Source organism: Enterobacter sp. I4, from assembly GCF_022669095.1.
In the GTDB taxonomy this organism is placed as follows: domain Bacteria; phylum Pseudomonadota; class Gammaproteobacteria; order Enterobacterales; family Enterobacteriaceae; genus Enterobacter; species Enterobacter pasteurii.
The window spans coordinates 1,398,636-1,417,753 of the sequence record NZ_JALBUO010000001.1; the positions used below are offsets into that span (position 1 = coordinate 1,398,636).

At 58.7% G+C, this 19,118-nt stretch carries 19 protein-coding genes; 11 read left to right on the forward strand and 8 right to left on the reverse strand.

Features of this window, described 5'->3' with window-relative positions; translation table 11 throughout:
* Positions 1-3: 3 nt before the first annotated feature.
* Positions 4-1,014, forward strand: coding sequence for a galactose/methyl galactoside ABC transporter permease MglC (gene mglC / locus MOQ06_RS06720; protein ID WP_176609889.1), 1,011 nt, complete (start codon positions 4-6; stop codon positions 1,012-1,014).
* A gap of 36 nt (positions 1,015-1,050) precedes the next feature.
* On the opposite strand, the gene sanA is transcribed toward mglC, so the two are convergent.
* From sanA to MOQ06_RS06740, 4 genes are all read right to left on the reverse strand, one after another.
* A complete protein-coding gene (gene sanA / locus MOQ06_RS06725; RefSeq protein WP_176609890.1) occupies positions 1,051-1,764 on the reverse strand; it encodes an outer membrane permeability protein SanA in 714 nt (237 codons plus the stop codon).
* 127 nt (positions 1,765-1,891) lie between these two features.
* On the reverse strand, positions 1,892-2,776 hold the full coding sequence (cdd, locus tag MOQ06_RS06730; protein WP_193355606.1) for a cytidine deaminase: 885 nt from the start codon (positions 2,774-2,776) through the stop codon (positions 1,892-1,894).
* Between the two features lie 128 nt (positions 2,777-2,904).
* Positions 2,905-3,600 (reverse strand): CidB/LrgB family autolysis modulator, encoded by a 696-nt coding sequence (locus MOQ06_RS06735; RefSeq protein WP_148419845.1) that lies wholly within the window; start codon positions 3,598-3,600, stop codon positions 2,905-2,907.
* Entirely contained in the window at positions 3,597-3,995 is a 399-nt protein-coding gene (locus MOQ06_RS06740; RefSeq protein WP_148419844.1) for a CidA/LrgA family protein, read from the reverse strand. The genes MOQ06_RS06735 and MOQ06_RS06740 overlap by 4 nt, the downstream gene beginning before the upstream one ends.
* A gap of 168 nt (positions 3,996-4,163) precedes the next feature.
* Between MOQ06_RS06740 and dusC the strand changes: the two genes are divergently transcribed.
* From dusC to MOQ06_RS06755, 3 genes are all read left to right on the forward strand, one after another.
* Entirely contained in the window at positions 4,164-5,099 is a 936-nt protein-coding gene (gene dusC, locus MOQ06_RS06745) for a tRNA dihydrouridine(16) synthase DusC (RefSeq protein WP_148419843.1), read from the forward strand.
* Between the two features lie 330 nt (positions 5,100-5,429).
* The gene (mdtQ, locus tag MOQ06_RS06750; protein WP_242172134.1) at positions 5,430-6,848 is read left to right on the forward strand and encodes a multidrug resistance outer membrane protein MdtQ; all 1,419 of its coding nucleotides are present in this window, start codon (positions 5,430-5,432) and stop codon (positions 6,846-6,848) included.
* A 50-nt stretch (positions 6,849-6,898) separates the two neighbouring features.
* On the forward strand, positions 6,899-7,663 hold the full coding sequence (locus tag MOQ06_RS06755; RefSeq protein WP_193355603.1) for an SDR family oxidoreductase: 765 nt from the start codon (positions 6,899-6,901) through the stop codon (positions 7,661-7,663).
* Between the two features lie 56 nt (positions 7,664-7,719).
* On the opposite strand, the gene MOQ06_RS06760 is transcribed toward MOQ06_RS06755, so the two are convergent.
* Positions 7,720-8,292 (reverse strand): DedA family protein, encoded by a 573-nt coding sequence (locus MOQ06_RS06760; RefSeq protein ID WP_176609896.1) that lies wholly within the window; start codon positions 8,290-8,292, stop codon positions 7,720-7,722.
* Positions 8,293-8,449: 157 nt separating this feature from the next.
* Between MOQ06_RS06760 and MOQ06_RS06765 the strand changes: the two genes are divergently transcribed.
* Both MOQ06_RS06765 and pbpG read left to right on the forward strand, forming a co-directional pair.
* The gene (locus tag MOQ06_RS06765; protein WP_193355602.1) at positions 8,450-9,037 is read left to right on the forward strand and encodes a Yip1 family protein; all 588 of its coding nucleotides are present in this window, start codon (positions 8,450-8,452) and stop codon (positions 9,035-9,037) included.
* 166 nt (positions 9,038-9,203) lie between these two features.
* On the forward strand, positions 9,204-10,127 hold the full coding sequence (pbpG, locus tag MOQ06_RS06770; protein ID WP_148419839.1) for a D-alanyl-D-alanine endopeptidase: 924 nt from the start codon (positions 9,204-9,206) through the stop codon (positions 10,125-10,127).
* Positions 10,128-10,187: 60 nt separating this feature from the next.
* On the opposite strand, the gene MOQ06_RS06775 is transcribed toward pbpG, so the two are convergent.
* Both MOQ06_RS06775 and dld read right to left on the reverse strand, forming a co-directional pair.
* Entirely contained in the window at positions 10,188-10,742 is a 555-nt protein-coding gene (locus MOQ06_RS06775) for a GNAT family N-acetyltransferase (protein WP_148422754.1), read from the reverse strand.
* A gap of 111 nt (positions 10,743-10,853) precedes the next feature.
* On the reverse strand, positions 10,854-12,602 hold the full coding sequence (gene dld / locus MOQ06_RS06780) for a D-lactate dehydrogenase (protein ID WP_242172137.1): 1,749 nt from the start codon (positions 12,600-12,602) through the stop codon (positions 10,854-10,856).
* Positions 12,603-12,791: 189 nt separating this feature from the next.
* Here dld and bglX point away from each other — a divergent pair, with 189 nt between their 5' ends.
* The 5 genes from bglX (at position 12,792) to MOQ06_RS06805 (ending at position 18,978) form a co-directional block, all read left to right on the forward strand.
* Entirely contained in the window at positions 12,792-15,089 is a 2,298-nt protein-coding gene (gene bglX, locus MOQ06_RS06785) for a beta-glucosidase BglX (RefSeq protein WP_242172141.1), read from the forward strand.
* A 137-nt stretch (positions 15,090-15,226) separates the two neighbouring features.
* The gene (locus MOQ06_RS06790) at positions 15,227-16,144 is read left to right on the forward strand and encodes an ABC transporter substrate-binding protein (protein WP_176609898.1); all 918 of its coding nucleotides are present in this window, start codon (positions 15,227-15,229) and stop codon (positions 16,142-16,144) included.
* A gap of 12 nt (positions 16,145-16,156) precedes the next feature.
* Positions 16,157-17,314: an ABC transporter permease gene (locus MOQ06_RS06795; protein WP_242172145.1), complete on the forward strand. Its 1,158-nt coding sequence runs from the start codon at positions 16,157-16,159 to the stop codon at positions 17,312-17,314.
* On the forward strand, positions 17,307-18,257 hold the full coding sequence (locus MOQ06_RS06800) for an ABC transporter ATP-binding protein (protein ID WP_242172146.1): 951 nt from the start codon (positions 17,307-17,309) through the stop codon (positions 18,255-18,257). Before MOQ06_RS06795 ends, MOQ06_RS06800 begins: the two co-directional genes overlap by 8 nt.
* Positions 18,241-18,978: an ABC transporter permease gene (locus MOQ06_RS06805; protein WP_242172147.1), complete on the forward strand. Its 738-nt coding sequence runs from the start codon at positions 18,241-18,243 to the stop codon at positions 18,976-18,978. Before MOQ06_RS06800 ends, MOQ06_RS06805 begins: the two co-directional genes overlap by 17 nt.
* On the opposite strand, the gene MOQ06_RS06810 is transcribed toward MOQ06_RS06805, so the two are convergent.
* Positions 18,953-19,066, reverse strand: a complete 114-nt coding sequence (locus MOQ06_RS06810; protein WP_148422764.1) for a protein YohO — start codon at positions 19,064-19,066, stop codon at positions 18,953-18,955. The genes MOQ06_RS06805 and MOQ06_RS06810 overlap by 26 nt on opposite strands.
* Positions 19,067-19,118 lie beyond the last annotated feature (52 nt).

Genomic DNA, 19,118 nt, shown 5'->3' on the forward strand with positions numbered 1-19,118 from the left:
CTCATGAGTGCGTTAAATAAAAAAAGTTTTCTCACTTATCTGAAAGAAGGCGGTATTTACGTTGTTCTTTTAGTATTGCTGGCAATTATTATTTTCCAGGACCCTACGTTCTTAAGCCTGCTGAACCTGAGTAACATTCTGACCCAGTCTTCCGTGCGTATTATTATCGCGCTGGGCGTGGCGGGGCTTATCGTAACCCAGGGGACTGACCTTTCGGCAGGGCGCCAGGTGGGTCTGGCGGCGGTTATTGCGGCAACCCTGCTGCAGTCGATGGAAAACGCCAACAAGGTGTTCCCGGAGATGGCAACCATGCCGATTTTTGTGGTGATCCTGATCGTCTGCGCCATCGGCGCGGTGATTGGCCTGATTAACGGCATCATCATCGCTTACCTGAACGTGACGCCATTTATCACCACGCTGGGCACGATGATCATCGTTTACGGTATCAACTCCCTGTACTACGATTTCGTCGGCGCGTCCCCCATCTCCGGCTTCGACAGCGGTTTCTCCACCTTCACGCAGGGGTTTGTGGCGCTGGGCAGCTTCCGGCTCTCCTATATCACCTTCTATGCGCTGATTGCGGTGGCGTTCGTCTGGATCCTGTGGAACAAAACCCGCTTCGGTAAAAACATCTTCGCCATCGGCGGTAACCCGGAAGCGGCGAAGGTCTCCGGCGTTAACGTGGCCCTGAACCTGCTGATGATTTATGCCCTGTCCGGCGTGTTCTACGCCTTCGGCGGGCTGCTGGAAGCGGGCCGCATCGGCTCTGCCACCAACAACCTCGGCTTTATGTACGAACTGGATGCGATTGCGGCCTGCGTGGTTGGCGGCGTCTCCTTCAGCGGCGGCGTAGGCACCGTGCTGGGCGTGGTGACCGGTGTGATCATCTTCACCGTGATTAACTACGGCCTGACCTATATCGGCGTGAACCCTTACTGGCAGTACATCATCAAGGGCGCGATTATCATCTTCGCGGTTGCGCTGGATTCACTGAAGTACGCGCGTAAGAAATAAGCCAATCGATAACCCTGAACCCGCCGCATGGCGGGTTTATTTTTTCTTCTGCATTTCCAGCAGCTGCTCCGGCGTCACCGCCGGGTAACCCTGCGCATTTTCCGGTACTTCATGCATCGCCGGGATCGGCACCAGCGGGCCTAAAAAGCGCGGCTCGCGCTTGAACAGGTACAGGTCAGCCAGGGCGCCGAAGCGGGCGCCAAACTCGCGCACGCGTACGCTCAGCATATCTTTTGGCGACGGCACGGCGTAGCACTGGGCCTGAATGCCCATGTGCAGCGCGATAAACAGCGCCCGCTCACAGTGGAAGCGTTGGGTGATAATGATGAAGTCATTGGTGTCGAACACCTTGCGGGTGCGCACGATGGAGTCCAGCGTGCGGAACCCGGCGTAGTCGAGCACGATGTCGGCCGGGTCGACGCCTGCGGCAATCAGATCTTTGCGCATCGTCACCGGCTCGTTATAGCTTTGCAGCGCGTTATCACCGCTCAGCAGCAGATAGTTCACCTTGCCGCTGTTATAGGCGTTGAGCGCGCCCTGAATACGGTAGCGATAGTACTGATTAATGACGCCGGTGCGATAATACTTGGCGGTACCGAGCACCACGCCCACCTGGCGGTAGGGGAGGTCCTGAAGGTCATCGAAGATGTAGGGAGCTGTTTTCCAGCTCATCCAGCGGTCGAGGCCCAGCACGATCAACAGCAGTATGCCGACCAGGACAGACAGGCTGTAAAACACGCGCTTTAACATGCAGATGGCTCGTACCGATGATGAAATTTCCCTCAGGCTACTGTACCCGCCTGGTTAGCGCAAGAAACAGCGAATCAACTGAGGGGTTTTTCGTCAGACGGGCGGGCATTTCTGCCCGCCGACGTGATTATGCGAGCAGGACGCGCTCGATGGTCGAACAGCCCAGCGCTTTCAGCGTGGCCGCGGTGGCGTCCCACTGGATCAGCGGTGCATCGGCTTTTTCAGCCAGAATGGCGCGCTGAATATCCGGGTAGTCGTACCCGTTCAGGCTGAGCAGGTTCAGTGCACCCTGCAGCGGGGGCAGCGTCGGGTTAAACGCGGCGTTCTCTGCATAGCTACCGGTGAAGATGCGCCCGTCGCGGCACTGAAGGGCGACGCCGCTTGGGGATTTGCTGTACGGCGTGTGGCTTTTATTCGCGGCCGCAATGGCTGCCTCGCTGAGCGCATCCCCCGTCAGCGCAAAACCGTGGTTCTGCTCGTCCATCAGCAGGGTTTTGATCTCAAGATCTTTCGGGCCAAAAGCGTCAGGCAGATAATCGCCCAGCGTATGCGGCGCGCGTCCCGGCAGGTTGATGCGCAGCTCCAGACCGCTGTTCAGCTCGTTCATAAACTGGCGGCAGTGGCCACAGGGGGTATAGTTGACGGTGATGGCGCTCAGCGCTTTTTCACCGCGCAGCCAGGCGTGGCTGATGGCGCTCTGCTCCGCGTGAACGGTTTGCTGCATGGTGGCGCCGAGAAACTCCATGTTCCCACCGAAGTACCAGGTTCCACTCACGCCGCGCGCGATTGCACCTACGTTAAAATGGGAAAGGTCAGCGCGGGCGCAGGCAGCCGCCAGCGGCAGCAGGGCGAAAGCCAGCGCGTCTTCGTCCAGCCCCGTCGCCTGCTTAAGCGTCGAGACCTGTTCTGCCGTCAGCAGGGCGGGGAAATGCGCATCCGCCAGAACCGGAGCCAGGGCTGATTGCAAATTCTCTGCAAGCTGAGAGAAAGCAGCTTGAAAACGTGGATGCATGACGTTGCCTCATCAAGGTTAATGGATCGGTAGTGTACGGAGCCGTTCGGCCTTTATATGTGATCCAAATCTCATTATGTGTGCAACTTATGAAATGAAAATGAAATTTGCGCGACGCATCGCAAATTTTAGCCCATTACCGCCAGAATAACCGGGAAGATAAACGGCGCGACCAGGGAGGTAATAATCCCGCAGATCACCAGCGCCAGCGAGCTGAACGCCCCTTCCTGGTAGTCCAGCTCCGCGCAGCGTGCGGTGCCCAGCGCGTGCGAAGCGGTGCCCATCGCCAGACCGCGCGCCGCTTTGGTACGAATTTTCATGATATTCAGCAGCGTGTGGCCAAACACCGCGCCCAGAATACCGACAAATATTACGCACACGGCGCTGATGGCCGGGATGCCGCCAATGCTGCCGCCCACGGCCATGGCAATTGGCGTGGTGACGGATTTAGGCAGGATAGAGGCGGCAATCTGCGGTGACGCGCCCATCAGCAAGGCCACTGAGGTGCCGGTGATCATCGCCACCAGGCTACCCACGAAGCAGATAGTGATAATCGACTTCCAGCGAGCGCGGATCTGATGCAGTTGCTCATATAAAGGAAACGCCAGCGCCACCACGGCAGGCTGCAATAAATCGTTGAGGATCTTGCTCCCGGCGAAGTAACGCTCGTAGGGAATGCCGGTAAGCAGCAGGAAAGGAATAATTACCACCATGGCAACCAGCAGCGGGTTAAGCAACGGCATTTTGAAACGAACCGCAAGCTTACGCGCGGCGAAGAACACCGCCAGCGTTAACGGCAGGGACCACCAGATATTGGCCATCATTTTTTAGCTCCTTTCTGCCCGACCACGCGACGTTCACCGTGCACCAGATGCGAGCTCCAGCTCACCACCAGGAACACCACCAGCGTGCTGATGGCGCAGGAGACAACAATCGGGCCGAACTGCGCTTTAAGCACATCGTAATACTGCATTACCCCGACGCCGATAGGCACAAAGAGCAGGGCCATATAGCGAATAAGCACGAAGCATCCCGGGTTGACCCATTGCGCAGGCAGAACCTGTAAAGCCAGCAGCACAAACAGGATCAGCATGCCGATAATGCTGCCGGGGATGACGATGGGCAGCAGCGAGGCGATAAAAATGCCGGCGTACAGACAGGCATAAATCAGGACGAAGGCGCGAAGATATTGCCAGATAGTATTCAGTGATTTGCTCATGGTGAAAGTCCTTGCTGAGACGTATTCATCATACAATTAAACCTGAAAATGTGCCACGGATCACATCATGAATTTTGCGCATACCAGACATTCCGCAATGGAACGCCGGGCTTTCAACATACATAGAGAGCAGCTACTATAGCGCGTCTTTTTTCACAGGTACTCAGAATGCGTGTTTTACTGGCCCCGATGGAAGGCGTGCTCGACTCGCTCGTGCGCGAGCTGCTAACCGAGGTGAACGATTACGATCTCTGCGTGACGGAGTTCTTGCGCGTGGTCGATATGCTGCTGCCAGAAAAATCCTTTTATCGCCTCTGCCCTGAGCTGCACCGTCAGAGCCGTACCCCTTCCGGAACGCTGGTGCGCATCCAGCTGCTCGGCCAGTATCCCGAGTGGCTGGCGGAAAACGCCGCCCGCGCGGTGGCGCTTGGCTCTTACGGGGTTGACCTTAACTGCGGCTGTCCGTCAAAGCTGGTGAACGGCAGCGGCGGCGGGGCGACGTTGCTCAAGGATCCTGAGCTGATTTATCGCGGCGCAAAGGCCATGCGTGAGGCGGTGCCGTCGCATCTGCCGGTCACGGTTAAGGTGCGTCTTGGGTGGGACAGTGGCGATAAGCAGTTTGAAATTGCTGACGCGGTGCAGCAGGCCGGAGCAACCGAGCTGGTAGTTCACGGGCGCACCAAAGAGGACGGCTATAAAGCCGAGCGCATCAACTGGCAGGCCATAGGCGAGATCCGCAAGCGGCTTGCCATACCGGTTATCGCCAACGGTGAAATCTGGGATTACGAGAGCGCGCAGGCCTGCCTGAAGGAGACCGGCTGTGATGCGGTGATGATCGGCCGCGGCGCGCTTAACGTGCCAAACCTCAGCCGGGTGGTGAAATATAACGAGCCGCGCATGCCGTGGGCTGACGTGGTTAAGCTGTTGCAAAAATACACGCGGCTGGAGAAGCAGGGCGATACCGGGCTGTACCACGTTGCGCGCATTAAACAGTGGCTGAGCTATTTGCGTAAAGAGTACGGCGAAGCGCTGGGGTTATTTCAGGAGATCCGGACGCTGCAAACCTCGGCAGAGATTGCGCGGGTGATCCAGTCGAAGCATTAAAAGCGTTACTATGCTCGCCCGGCAGGACGCCGGGCGACAGAATCAGAAAATCATCTTGAATACGCCGGTTACCACCAGCAGCCCTATCAGAAATATAATCAAAATAACCCACAATAGTATTTTCATTCGCTTCTCCTGCGTATGTCTGTCGTGAATAAGTGTAGCAGCCAATTCATAATTGGTATGAATACATGTAATTAATACATTTTTTAAGGATATAAATTTCCGAATATAAAAATGTATGACAATGTACGGATTGCCACGCGTTACTAAAAAACGCTGCGCCATCAAGCGTAAGTTGCGCCTTTATTTTTTTGAGTGCATGGCGTAATGAAACGTTTTCTTATTTTATCTCTGAGTGCTCCCCTTGTTTTAATCCTGGCCGCCTGCGCGCCGGAACATGCGACGGTGTCGCCAGTAAAGGCGCAAACGGCGGCCGCGTCGGTGAATAGCCCGCTGCGCCATGCCGACTGGCCGAAAAGCGAATGGTGGAAAGACTATAACGATCCGCAGCTCAGTTCGCTGATCGCCAAAGCGATAGCCGATGCGCCGGATATGCAAATTGCCCGGCAGCGCATCACGCTTGCGGAAGCGCAGGCGAAGGCCGCCATCGCTGCGGATGGCCCGCAGATGGATTTTTCCGCAGACGTTGAGCGGCAAAAAATGTCGGCTGAGGGGCTGATGGGGCCGTTTGCCCTGACTGACCCCGCCGCGGGAACCACCGGTCCGTGGTACACCAACGGGACCTTCGGCCTGACGGCGGGCTGGGATCTGGATCTGTGGGGCAAAAATCGCGCCCGGATTGAGGCCCGCATCGGTAAGGTGAATGCGCAAAAAGCGGAGCTGGAGCAAACCCGCCAGCTGCTTGCGAGCAGCGTCGCGCGCCTGTACTGGGACTGGCAGACCGAGGCCGCCGTGGGGGATGTGCTCGCCCAGATTAAACAGGAGCAGGAAAATATCATCGGTGCCGATCGTGACCTTTATCAGCACGGCATTACCTCCTCGGTGGAGGGCGTTGAAACCGATATCAATGCCGGTAAAACCGACGAGCAGCTAGCTGACGTGAAGGGTAAAATGAGGGTTATTGAAGCGCGCCTGAACGCGTTGACCAACACGCCTTCCGTTAGCCTTGCCAAACGCCCACTGCCCGCGGTAGAGGCAACGCTGCCGTCCACGCTCGGCTACGAGCTGCTGGCCCGCCGTCCGGACCTGCAGGAAGCCCACTGGTATATCGAAGCGTCCATGAGCGAAGTGGATGCCGCGAAGGCCGCGTTCTACCCGGACGTTAATCTGATGGCCTTCTTACAGCAGGATGCGCTGCACCTGAGCGACCTGTTCCGCTCGTCCGCGCAGCAGATGGGCGTGACCGCCGGGCTGACGCTGCCGATCTTTGACAGCGGTCGCCTGAATGCGAACCTGGATATCGCTCAGGCGCAGAACAACCTCTCCGTGGCGAACTACAACAAGGCCGTGGTGGACGCCGTAAATCAGGTCGCCCGCACGGCAAGCGAAGTGGAAACGCTGACCGCCAAAAACCAGCACCAGCAGCAGATCGAAAAAGACGCGGCGCGAGTCGTTGCGCTGGCGCAGGCGCGCTTCAGGGCGGGGATCGTTGCCGGTTCGCGGGTGAGCGAGGCAAAAATTCCGGCGCTCAGGGAGCGTATTTCCGGCCTGATGCTGAAAGGCCAGTACGTGGATGCCACGCTCCAGCTGACCTCCGCGCTGGGTGGCGGATATCATCACGGCTAAAATCGCGCGTTATCTATACTTATCTCTTTGCAGATTTTCAGGAGGTGAGTATGACGCGAGTCGCAATTGTTACCGCATCGGATTCGGGAATTGGTAAAACGACGGCCCTGATGCTGGCCGAACGCGGGTTTGATATCGGCGTGACCTGGCATTCGGATGAAAAAGGAGCGCTGGAAACCTGCCGTGAAGTTGAAGCGCGCGGGCAGCGCGCCGAGGCCATTCATCTGGACCTGAGCAACCTGCCGGAAGGCGCCAGGGCCATTGAAACGCTGGTTGCGCGCTTCGGGCGGCTGGATGTGCTGGTTAACAATGCCGGGGCAATGAACAAATCGTCTTTTCTTGACCTGTCCTTCGACGACTGGCGGAACATATTTACCGTTGATGTCGACGGCGCGTTTCTCTGCTCGCAGATCGCCGCGCGTCAGATGGTGAAGCAGGGGGAAGGGGGGCGAATAGTGAACATCACTTCGGTGCATGAACATACGCCGCTGCCGGAAGCCAGCGCCTACACCGCCGCAAAGCATGCCCTGGGCGGGTTAACCAAGTCGATGGCGCTGGAGCTGGTGCAGCATAAGATCCTGGTGAACGCCGTCGCCCCCGGCGCGATTGCCACGCCAATGAACGACATGGACGACAGCGAAGTTAAAGAGGGATCAATGCCGTCAATCCCGCTGGCGCGCCCCGGGCACACCAAAGAAATTGCCAGCCTGGTGGCGTGGCTATGCGACAGTGACGCCAGCTACACCACCGGGCAGTCGTTTATTGTCGACGGCGGTTTTATGCTGGCGAACCCGCAGTTTAAGCCACAAGGGTAGATACCCTTCTCCCTCTCCGGGTGGGAGAGGGACGGAGTGAGGGCAGCAGGGCGCACTCACTCCTCATCCCGCCGCTTTTCGCGATGCTTAAGCCACAGCCGCACCCCAACTACCGCCACCACCACGAGGATCAACCACGCCCAGTGCTTAAGATGCCGATCGAGGTTATGCAGCCACGGCCCGATTACCTCGCCGCCCGCGTAGCCAAGCGTGGTGAAGATAAGCGCCCAGGCAATCGCCCCGATAATGTTGAGCGGCAGGAAGATTTTCGGCGGTAAGCGGCTGGCGCCAATCAGTATTGGGCCAATGATGCGAAAGCCGTACATAAAGCGGGTGCCAATCACAAACAGATAGGGATGTCGCTGGATGAGGCGCTGGGCGCGGCGGATTTTCTTTTGATGCCTGGCAAAACGCTGCAGGAGCGCTGGGCCAAAGCGCAGCCCCAGAAAGTAGAGCAGCTGATCGCCAATCATTCCGCCCAGCGCCACCGCGGCGACCACCAGCGGAAACGACAGCAGTCCCTGGTGTGCGGCGACGCCGCCCAGCAGCGTGATGGTTTCGCCCTCTGCCACGCTGCCGATCACCAGCGCGGCGTAGCCATATTGCTCAATGAGACCGTTGATATCCATGCTGTAAATGTCATCTCCCTTAAAATGCCTGCGTTAATCATATACCCCATCCATCAACCGCGCGGCAATCAACGGAAATTTCCCACTGTACATAAAATAATCTAAAGGCTGCATTATACTTAAGCTATCGCTGACGGGCCGACAACAAGGGGGCGTTATGAACCATGTCTGGGGACTTTTCTCCCATCCCGATCGTGAAATGCAGGTGATCCGAAACGAGAACGAAACGGTCGCGCATCACTACACCCACCACGTGCTGCTGATGGCGGCGGTGCCGGTGGTCTGCGCGTTTATTGGTACAACGCAAATCGGCTGGAACTTTGGTGATGGCACCGTGGTTAAGCTCTCCTGGTTTACCGGTTTGTATATGGCCATTCTGTTCTATGGACTGATGCTGGCCGGGGTGGCGGTGATGGGGCGGGTCATCCACTGGATGGCGCGCAACTACCCGCAGCGCCCGTCGCTGGCGCACTGTATGGTCTTCGCCGGGTACGTCGCGACCCCGCTGTTCTTAAGCGGTATTGTCGCGCTCTATCCACTGGTCTGGCTGTGCGCGCTGATCGGTACGGTTGCCCTCTTTTACACCGGTTATCTGCTGTATGTGGGGGTGCCAACCTTCCTGAATATCAATAGAGAAGAGGGCCTGAGCTTCTCCAGCTCAACGCTGGCCATCGGCGTTCTGGTCCTGGAGGCGCTTCTGGCCCTGACGGTCATTCTTTGGGGCTATGGATACCGTCTCTTTTAGCTCCACTGCATTGCTGGCGTAAATGCCAGCAATGCAGCATCTGCTCATGATTCTCCGCTGGCGACATCGTTCGCTGCCCGCTATGATGCCGAAGCCAGCCTGTGAAGCGCGTCGACGCAGGCGGTGTACGTCATAACGTGCGTGAATCATTATCAGAAGTCTCATCATGCTGAAATTCCGAGTTTCACTACTTAGCCTTGCGCTGCTGTTGGGTGTGTCCGCTACCGCGCCAGCCGTCGCCAAAACCCCCGCAGTCGCTACCGCTGCTGCGCAGCCACAGATTGCTTCCGGCAGCGCGATGATCGTTGACCTGAATACCAACAAGGTGATCTACGCCAGTCAACCGGATCTGGTGCGCCCGATTGCCTCTATTACCAAAGTCATGACCGCGATGGTGGTGCTTGATGCGCGACTGCCGCTGGACGAAAGGCTGAAGGTGGATATCAGCCACACGCCGGAGATGAAAGGGATCTATTCCCGCGTTCGTCTGAACAGTGAAATCAGCCGTAAAAATATGCTGCTGCTGGCGCTGATGTCCTCTGAGAATCGCGCGGCGGCAAGCCTCGCCCATCATTATCCTGGCGGTTACGACGCGTTTATTCGCGCGATGAACGCAAAAGCCAAAGCGCTGGGAATGAAAAACACCCGTTTCGTGGAGCCAACCGGCCTGTCGATCCATAACGTCTCGACGGCGCGAGATTTAACGAAGCTGCTGATCGCCAGTAAGCAATACCCGCTGATTGGCCAGCTCAGCACCACGCGTGAAGATATGGCGACATTCTCGAACCCGGCCTACACGCTGCCGTTCCGGAACACCAACCATCTGGTTTATCGTGATAACTGGAATATTCAGCTAACCAAGACCGGCTTTACCAATGCGGCAGGACACTGCCTGGTGATGCGCACCGTGTTCAACGGCAAGCCGGTGGCGCTGGTGGTGATGGATGCCTTCGGCAAATACACTCACTTTGCGGATGCGAGCCGTCTGCGTACCTGGATTGAAACCGGGAAAGTGCAGCCGGTGCCGGCTTCAGCGCTGGCGTATAAAAAGCAGAAAGCGCAGCAGATGGCAACGGCGCAGAACGACTGAGCAAAGTTTTCTCCCTCGCCCACAGGGAGAGGGCCGGGGTGAGGGCACCAGATCGTGCCCTTATTCCGGCAGCGTCCAGTCCCCGTCGTTGAGCGGGCGCTGCATCATTACCGTGTCCCGCCAGTCGCCTTTCTTGTATCCCACGCTCCTGAGCTGGCCCACAATCTCGAAACCGTGTTTTTTATGCAGCCGTAACGACCCGGGGTTATTCTGCCCGTCACCAACGACGGCAATCATCTGCCGCCAGGGCCCTTGCTCACAGCGGGCAATCAGCGCCTGAAGCAGGGACGAACCAAACCCGCGGCCGGTGGTGCTGGCATCGACATAGATGGATTCTTCAAGGGTATACCGGTAGGCCTGGCGAGGACGATAAAACGTGGCGTAACAGTAGCCAACGATGATGCCGCGATACAGCGCGACCAGCCACGGTAAGCCGCTGTCGGTCACGCTCTTTATCCGCTGACGCATCTCATCGACGGTTGGGGGAACTTCCTCGAACGACGCACGCCCATGAAGCACATGCCAGGCGTATATCGCCGAGATGGCATGCGCATCGTCAGGAAGGGCGTCGCGCACCTCAATTTCGGTTTCGGATAAAATTTCTATAGCCGACATGCTCTGCCTGCTCCTCAGTCAGGAAAGCCAGAGAAACGTTTCTCTGGCTACAGGCAGCTACTCTAGTAGGATGCGGAAGGCTTAACAATCTCTAAAATTTGGCTGCTGGGTTCAATCAGCGGCTTGCGTATTGTCCTGCGCTGTTTCGGCACTCTCTTTCCAGTATTTCTTCCGGGTTGTTTTGCCAATGCCGGGGTTCATACTGTTGGTAGGGTCATTTTTGCGATAAAACGCTTTTAGGGTTTCCGGCGCCTTATACAGATGGCCCACGTTATGCTCGGCAGGGTACTGTGCGCCGCGCTCGTGCAGTAGCGCCAGCATCTGCTCTTTCAGCGCATGCGCATCAACCCCTTTTTTGACGATGTAATCCTGGTGGAAGACATAGCACATAAAGTGGCCGTAGTAGAGCTTGTGCACCAGCTTGCTGTCGATCTCCGGTGGCAGGTGTTCAAACCACTCGGTATCGTTGCGGCGCAGCGCAATATCCAGCGCCAGGATATCTTCCACCTCCTCCGAATGCACCGCCTGATAGCGAATGGCGGCTCCCGCCGCGGCAAAACGGTGCAGGAAGGCCTTGCTGCCTTCTTCCGGCGTACAGGCGAAGAAATCCCCGTCGGCGGATTCGAAAAACGCCGTAAGCCAGCTCTGCGCTTCTTCAATGCCGTCACCGGCCATCTTCAGCAACAGGTGGTGTTCATATTTGTCACGCCAGGTCTTCATCCGCTCCGGTAAATGCGCCGGGAAGACGTTGCCCAGCTTTTGCATGAAGCGGTCGGTGAAGTGCGGCTTAAACAGCGAGACTTTCTCCAGCATCGCGTCGGTGCGGCCCTTCATGGTGAAGAAGAACGGCATTTTGTCGGTGCCGAGCTTGTCGATCATCAGGAAGGTGTCTTTGCCGTAGCGCTCGGCGATGTCGTAAATGTCCCGGTGCATGTACTCGCCCGCCACCGGCAGGTGGGTGAACTCCGCAAGAATATGGCGGCGGATCTCCGTGAGCACCTCTGGCTGATTGGTGCCGATATAAAACACCTGCTGTTTTTTCTCCGCCGGGAAGGTATCAAGGCGCACCGCAAATACGGCCAGCTTGCCCGCGCAGCCGGAGGATTCAAACAGGCGATCCGGATCCGCGTTATAGCGCGCCGGCGTATCGGCGTCGATGTCGCGCACGCGGGTGATGTAATCATGGTCGTGCGCGTGACGGCCATCGTGCTGTACGTCTTCATCCCTTACGCGGTCGTCGTCAAGCTTGCTGAGGATCTGCTCGGGCGTTACGCCCAGATCGATGCCCAGATGGTTCACCAGCGTCAGCTTGCCGTTTTCATCAATCCGCGCAAACAGCGACATCTCCGTGTAGGCCGGGCCGCGCTGCACCAGCGAGCCGCCGGAGTTATTGCAGATCCCGCCGATCACCGACGCGCCGATGCACGAGGAGCCGATCACCGAGTGCGGCTCGCGTCCCAGCGGCTTGAGCGCTTTTTCCAGCGAGTAAAGGGTGGTACCGGGGAAGGCGAGCACCTGTTCACCTTTGTCCAGCAGGTGCAGCTTGTCGAGACGCAGGGTGCTGATGATGACGATGTCACGATCGTAGTCGTTACCGTTCGGCGTGGAGCCTTCGGTCAGGCCGGTATTGGCAGCCTGCATTAAAATAATCTTGTCCGCCGCGACGCAGGCGCTCAGCACGCGCCACAGTTCGAGCAGCGTGCCGGGGAAGACCACCGCCAGCGCGTCGCCCTGTCCGGAGCGAAAGCCCTTACGGTAGCGGGCGGTTTTGGCCGGGTCGGTGAGCAGGTGAGAGTGACCAACCAGGCGCGACAGTTCGTTAATAAAAGTATTGTTATCGTCAGTTCGAACAGAAGACATCTTCCACTCCTTGTGGTGGGGCAAATTTCTCGCTGTAAAGCATAGCGCGATTAGCCGTTAAGGGGTCGGGTATTCATGAGAAAAATCAGAGAATAACCCTGCAAGGTTTTCGGGCTTTGTGGCACACTGCGCTTTTCGCACGGTCTGGCCGGGTGCTTCCCGCGGTTATTGATGAGAGAGAATAACGACATGAAATGGCTATGTTCTGTAGGTGTCGCCGTCAGCCTGGCGCTGCAGCCTGCGCTGGCAGAGGATTTGTTTGGTAATCACCCGCTCACGCCTGAAGCCCGCGACGCGTTTGTCACGGAATTGCTCAAAAAGATGACGGTCGATGAGAAAATCGGCCAGCTGCGGCTGATCAGCGTCGGCCCGGATAATCCAAAAGAAGCCATCCGCGAGATGATTAAAGATAGCCAGGTGGGGGCGATTTTTAACACCGTCACCCGTCAGGATATCCGCGCCATGCAGGATCAGGTGATGGCGCTCAGCCGCCTGAAAATTCCGCTGTTCTTCGCCTACGACGTGCTGCACGGCCAGCGTACCGTTTTCCCCATCAGCCTCGGCTTAGCCTCCTCCTTTAACCTCGATGCGGTGAAAACCGTCGGGCGCGTATCGGCATATGAAGCCGCAGACGACGGCCTGAACATGACCTGGGCACCGATGGTCGACGTCTCCCGCGATCCGCGCTGGGGCCGCGCGTCAGAGGGCTTTGGTGAAGATACGTATTTAACTGCCACGATGGGCAAGGCCATGGTGGAAGCGATGCAGGGTAAAAGCCCGGCGGATCGCTACTCGGTGATGACCAGCGTTAAGCACTTCGCGGCCTACGGCGCGGTGGAGGGCGGCAAAGAGTACAACACCGTCGACATGAGTCCGCAGCGCCTGTTCAACGACTACATGCCGCCGTACAAAGCGGGGCTGGACGCGGGCAGCGGCGCGGTGATGGTAGCGCTGAACTCTCTCAACGGCACGCCAGCCACCTCCGATGCTTGGCTGCTGAAAGACGTGCTGCGCGACCAGTGGGGCTTTAAGGGCATCACCGTTTCTGACCACGGCGCGATTAAAGAGCTGATTAAACACGGTACGGCGTCTGACCCGGAAGATGCGGTGCGCGTGGCGCTCAAGTCCGGCATCAACATGAGCATGAGCGACGAATACTACAGCAAATACCTGCCGGGGCTGGTGAAGAGCGGCAAGGTGACGATGGCGGAGCTGGACGACGCCACGCGGCACGTGCTGAACGTGAAATACGACATGGGGCTGTTTAACGATCCGTACAGCCATCTGGGGCCGAAGGAGTCTGACCCGGCGGACACCAACGCCGAAAGCCGCCTGCACCGTAAAGAGGCCCGGGAAGTGGCTCGCGAAAGCCTGGTGCTGCTGAAAAACCGCCTCGACACGCTGCCGCTGAAAAAATCCGGCACCATTGCCGTGGTCGGCCCGCTGGCCGACAGCAAGCGTGACGTGATGGGCAGCTGGTCCGCCGCGGGCGTGGCCGATCAGTCCGTTACCGTGCTGACCGGCATCAAGAGCGCCGTGGGCGAGAACGCGAAAGTTATCTACGCCAAAGGCGCGAACGTCACTGACGACAAAGACATCGTCACGTTCCTCAATCAGTATGAGGAAGCGGTGAAGGTGGATCCGCGCACGCCGAAGGCGATGATCGACGAAGCGGTTAACGCCGCGAAGCAGTCCGACGTGGTGGTCGCGGTCGTGGGTGAAGCGCAGGGGATGGCGCACGAAGCCTCCAGCCGTACCGATATCACCATTCCGCAAAGCCAGCGCGATCTGATCGCGGCCCTGAAAGCCACCGGCAAGCCGCTGGTGCTGGTGCTGATGAACGGCCGTCCGCTGGCGCTGGTGAAAGAAGACCAGCAGGCTGACGCCATTCTGGAAACCTGGTTTGCCGGTACCGAAGGCGGTAACGCCATTGCCGACGTGCTGTTTGGCGATTACAACCCGTCCGGCAAGCTGCCGATGTCCTTCCCGCGCTCCGTCGGGCAGATCCCGGTTTACTACAGCCACCTGAACACCGGTCGCCCCTATAATGCCGATAAGCCGAACAAGTACACCTCGCGCTACTTCGACGAGGCCAACGGCCCGCTGTATCCGTTTGGCTACGGCCTGAGCTACACCACCTTCAGGGTTTCTGACGTGAAAATGTCAGCCCCGACCATGACGCGTGACGGCAAGGTCACCGCCAGCGTGGACGTGACCAACAGCGGCAAGCGCGAAGGGGCAACGGTGATCCAGATGTACGTGCAGGACGTCACCGCCTCCATGAGCCGTCCGGTGAAACAGCTGCGCGGCTTCGAGAAGGTCAACCTGAAGCCGGGCGAAACCAAAACGGTCAGCTTCCCGATCGACGTGAGCGCGCTGAAGTTCTGGAATCAGCAGATGAAATACGATGCCGAGCCTGGCAAATTCAACGTCTTTATTGGCGTGGACTCCGCCCGCGTGAACAAAGCCGAATTCGAACTGCAATAACCCTTCCTGCCTCACCATCCCCCGCCTGGCCGGGGGATGTCTCTCATCTTGTACTAAAAACGGTTAAATTCGCCGTTTTAAGCTACGCTTTTCTCTCAAGCCTATGAAAAAGGCCACAAAATAATGAGGAAAGCAGAATGACGATTATTAAGGGGATTTCAGGTTCAGCGGTGCTTCTGGCGGCGCTGAGCCTGCCGCTACAGGCTGCTGAGCCGGTTAAGGTAGGCTCCAAAATTGATACCGAGGGAGCGCTGCTCGGCAATATCATTTTGCAGGTGCTTGAAAGCCACGGCGTGAAAACGGTCAATAAAGTGCAGCTTGGCACCACGCCGGTCGTGCGCGGCGCTATCACCTCTGGCGAGCTGGATATCTATCCGGAATACACCGGCAACGGAGCGTTCTTCTTCAAGGATGAAAACGATCCGGCCTGGAAAAATGCCAAAGCCGGCTATGACAAAGTCAAAACGCTGGACGCGGAGAAAAACAAGCTGATCTGGCTGACGCCGGCACCGGCCAACAACACCTGGACAATCGCGGTGCGCAAAGATATCGCCGAAAAGGGCAAGCTTGCCTCGCTTGACGATCTCAGCCGCTACCTGAAAGAGAAGGGCGAGTTTAAGCTCGCGGCCTCGGCCGAGTTTATCGAGCGCGCGGATGCCCTGCCGGCGTTTGAAAAAGCCTATGATTTCAAGCTTGACCAGGCTCAGCTGCTCTCTCTGGCGGGCGGCGATACGGCCGTGACCATCAAGGCGGCGGCGCAGCAAACTTCCGGCGTGAATGCCGCGATGGCCTACGGCACCGACGGGCCGGTAGCGGCGCTTGGCCTGCAAACCTTAACCGATCCGAAGGGCGTTCAGCCGATTTACGCCCCCGCCCCGGTGGTGCGCGAGGCGGTTCTGCAAGCCTATCCGGATATGGACGAATGGCTGAAGCCGGTCTTTGAAAAACTGGATGCGAAAACGCTGCAACAGCTGAACGCCAGCATTGCCGTTGAGGGGCTGGATGCCAAAAAAGTGGCTGCCGACTTCCTGAAGCAACAAGGGCTTGTGAAGTAACGGGATAAGGCTGTGCCAATAAAATGTCATAACCGCGTACTGCTGCTGCTGGCCTGCGTGGCCATCGCGGCGGTCGCGTTACCCTTTGTGAATGTTGCACCAAACCGCCTGGTGTCGGGCGAGCCGCGTGCGCTCTGGCAGATATGGTCGTTTACGCCGCTGCTGCTGGGGGCGGCGCTGGCGGGTGCCGTTGCCTTATCGCTCTGGCCGGGCCGCGCCGCGCAATGGCTGACGCTACTTCTCTGCGAAGCGCTGTTTATCGTGCTGTTCTGGAGCGCGGGGCAGGCGGCAGCGCAGATGGCCTCGGTTGAAAGCCCGCTTGCCCGCACGTCAATTGGCAGCGGCCTGTGGCTGTGGCTGGCGCTCTGCCTGCTGGCCTGTAGCGATGCCATTCGCCGTCTGACGCCGATGCCAGTCTGGCGCTGGCTGCTTAACGCGCAGTTCTGGGTTATTCCGCTGCTGATCCTCTTCAGCGGCGATCTGGATCAGCTCTCGCTGTTAAAAGAGTACGCCAACCGCCAGGAGGTATTTGACAACGCGCTGGTGCAGCATCTGACGATCCTGTGCGGAACGCTGCTCCCGGCGCTGCTGCTGGGCGTGCCGCTTGGCATGTGGTGCTACCGGCATCCCGGCCAGCAGGGCGCTGTCTTTACCGTGCTCAACGTCATTCAGACCATTCCCTCCGTCGCCCTGTTCGGCCTGCTGATTGCCCCTCTGGCCGGTCTGGTGAAAACTTTCCCTGCCCTGGCCGCGGTGGGCATTGCCGGAACCGGGCTGACGCCGGCGCTTATCGCCCTCGTGCTGTATGCGCTGTTACCGCTGGTGCGCGGCGTGGTGGCGGGGCTAAGCCAGGTTGCGCCGGACGTGCTGGAAAGCGCGCGCGCGATGGGGATGAGTGCGCGCCAGTGTTTCTGGAAAGTACAGCTGCCGCTTGCGCTTCCGCTGCTGGTTCGCAGCCTGCGGGTGGTGACGGTGCAAACCGTGGGGATGGCGGTGATTGCCGCGCTGATTGGGGCGGGCGGCTTTGGGGCGCTGGTCTTCCAGGGGCTGCTCAGCAGCGCGCTGGATCTGGTGTTGCTGGGCGTCGTACCCACCATTGCGCTGGCGGTCGTGCTGGATGCCTTATTTGCCCTGTGGCTCGCGCTGCTCGGGAGAAGAGCCAATGATTGAATTTCACGATGTAAGTAAAACCTTTGCGGGCCGTCCGGCGGCAAGCCACCTGAACCTGAACTTTGCCGAGGGGGCGTTTTCGGTGCTGATCGGTACGTCGGGATCGGGAAAATCCACCACCCTGAAGATGATCAACCGGCTGGTGGAGCATGACAGCGGGACGATTCGCTTTGCCGGAGAAGAGATCCGCAGCCTGCCGGTGCTTGAGCTGCGGCGTCGGATGGGCTACGCCATTCAGTCCATCGGCCTGTTTCCCCACTGGACGGTGGCGCAGAATATTGCCACTGTGCTGCAGCTGGAGAAATGGTCGCGGGCGAAGATCAACGCGCGCGTCGACGAGCTAATGGCGCTGTTGGGGCTTGACGCGTCGCTTCGCGGCCGCTATCCGCATCAGCTTTCCGGCGGACAACAGCAGCGGGTCGGCGTGGCGCGCGCGCTGGCCGCCAACCCGCAGGTGCTGCTGATGGATGAGCCCTTTGGCGCGCTGGACCCGGTTACGCGCGGCGCGCTGCAGGCGGAGATGAGCCGCATCCATCGGATCCTTGGGCGTACGATCGTTCTGGTGACCCACGATATCGACGAGGCGCTGCGTCTGGCCGATCGTCTGGTGGTGATGGATCGCGGTGAGGTCGTTCAGCAGGGGACGCCGCTTGAGCTGCTGACGGCGCCGGCAAACGACTTTGTGCGCGAGTTTTTTGGCCGCAGCGAGCTGGGCGTCAGGCTGCTCTCGCTGCGCACCGTCAGGGACTATATGCGCCCGCAGGATGCGCGGGTTGGCGGCGAAGCGCTGCACGACCAGATGAGCCTGCGCGATGCGTTATCGGCGTTTGTCGCGAGGCAGTGTGAAGCGTTGCCGGTGGCGGATGCGCAGGGAACGCCGTGCGGAACGATCCATTTCCGCGATCTGCTGGCGGGGGAGGTGACGCGTGAAGCGGGTGCGTGATCCCTTGCTCTGGCTGGTGCTGCTCTTTATTGCCCTGCTTTTCCTGATGCCGCACAGCGCGTCGCTGTTCAGCGCGCTGTTTCCCGGGCTGCCGCGTCCGGTTTATCAGCAGGAGAGCTTTGTTAATCTCACCCTGGCGCACTTCTGGCTGGTGGCGGTTTCGAGCGTGGCCGCCATCGTGCTGGGCGTGGGGGCAGGTATTGCGGTGACGAGACCTGCGGGCAGGGAGTTTCGCCCGCTGGTGGAGACCATCGCCGCAACGGGGCAGACCTTCCCGCCCGTAGCCGTGCTGGCGATTGCGGTTCCGGCCATCGGCTTTGGACAGGAGCCGGCGATCGTTGCGCTGATTTTGTACGGCGTGTTGCCCATTCTGCAGGGAACGCTGGCGGGTATTGCGGCGGCGCCTGCATCGGTGCTGAGCGTAGCGGAAGGGATGGGGATGAGCGCCCGGCAGCGGCTGGTTAAGGTTGAGCTGCCGCTGGCTGCACCGGTGATTATCGCCGGCGTGCGGACGTCGGTAATTATCAACATCGGTACGGCAGCCATCGCCTCGACGGTGGGAGCGAATACGCTTGGTACGCCAATCATCATCGGGTTAAGCGGGTTTAATACGGCCTATATTATCCAGGGCGCCGTTCTGGTCGCGCTGGCGGCTATTGTGGTGGATCGCCTGTTCGAACGTCTGGCCGCGTATCTCAGCCAACACCGCCGCGGACAATAAACGAGTAGCCTGCGAGCATAACGCCACCGATCCCGCTGAGGGCCATCAGTGCAAAAAGGGTAATTACGGCGAGTTTCGTTGCCTTCATCATGTGCTCCTGTTGTTAACGGAACAATTATACGGTGAAGCGCAGCTGTTAA

Excerpts from the sequence above, each read along its gene's own strand:
- MOQ06_RS06740 (WP_148419844.1), bottom strand. The coding sequence starts at position 3,995 with ATGAGCAAATCACTGAATACTATCTGGCAATATCTTCGCGCCTTCGTC.
- MOQ06_RS06765 (WP_193355602.1), top strand. The coding sequence starts at position 8,450 with ATGAACCATGTCTGGGGACTTTTCTCCCATCCCGATCGTGAAATGCAG.
- cdd (WP_193355606.1), bottom strand. The coding sequence starts at position 2,776 with ATGCATCCACGTTTTCAAGCTGCTTTCTCTCAGCTTGCAGAGAATTTG.
- MOQ06_RS06755 (WP_193355603.1), top strand. The coding sequence starts at position 6,899 with ATGACGCGAGTCGCAATTGTTACCGCATCGGATTCGGGAATTGGTAAA.
- pbpG (WP_148419839.1), top strand. The coding sequence starts at position 9,204 with ATGCTGAAATTCCGAGTTTCACTACTTAGCCTTGCGCTGCTGTTGGGT.
- mglC (WP_176609889.1), top strand. The coding sequence starts at position 4 with ATGAGTGCGTTAAATAAAAAAAGTTTTCTCACTTATCTGAAAGAAGGC.
- MOQ06_RS06775 (WP_148422754.1), bottom strand. The coding sequence starts at position 10,742 with ATGTCGGCTATAGAAATTTTATCCGAAACCGAAATTGAGGTGCGCGAC.
- MOQ06_RS06735 (WP_148419845.1), bottom strand. The coding sequence starts at position 3,600 with ATGATGGCCAATATCTGGTGGTCCCTGCCGTTAACGCTGGCGGTGTTC.
- dld (WP_242172137.1), bottom strand. The coding sequence starts at position 12,602 with ATGTCTTCTGTTCGAACTGACGATAACAATACTTTTATTAACGAACTG.
- MOQ06_RS06800 (WP_242172146.1), top strand. The coding sequence starts at position 17,307 with ATGATTGAATTTCACGATGTAAGTAAAACCTTTGCGGGCCGTCCGGCG.
- MOQ06_RS06810 (WP_148422764.1), bottom strand. The coding sequence starts at position 19,066 with ATGAAGGCAACGAAACTCGCCGTAATTACCCTTTTTGCACTGATGGCC.
- dusC (WP_148419843.1), top strand. The coding sequence starts at position 4,164 with ATGCGTGTTTTACTGGCCCCGATGGAAGGCGTGCTCGACTCGCTCGTG.
- sanA (WP_176609890.1), bottom strand. The coding sequence starts at position 1,764 with ATGTTAAAGCGCGTGTTTTACAGCCTGTCTGTCCTGGTCGGCATACTG.
- bglX (WP_242172141.1), top strand. The coding sequence starts at position 12,792 with ATGAAATGGCTATGTTCTGTAGGTGTCGCCGTCAGCCTGGCGCTGCAG.
- MOQ06_RS06760 (WP_176609896.1), bottom strand. The coding sequence starts at position 8,292 with ATGGATATCAACGGTCTCATTGAGCAATATGGCTACGCCGCGCTGGTG.
- MOQ06_RS06790 (WP_176609898.1), top strand. The coding sequence starts at position 15,227 with ATGACGATTATTAAGGGGATTTCAGGTTCAGCGGTGCTTCTGGCGGCG.
- mdtQ (WP_242172134.1), top strand. The coding sequence starts at position 5,430 with ATGAAACGTTTTCTTATTTTATCTCTGAGTGCTCCCCTTGTTTTAATC.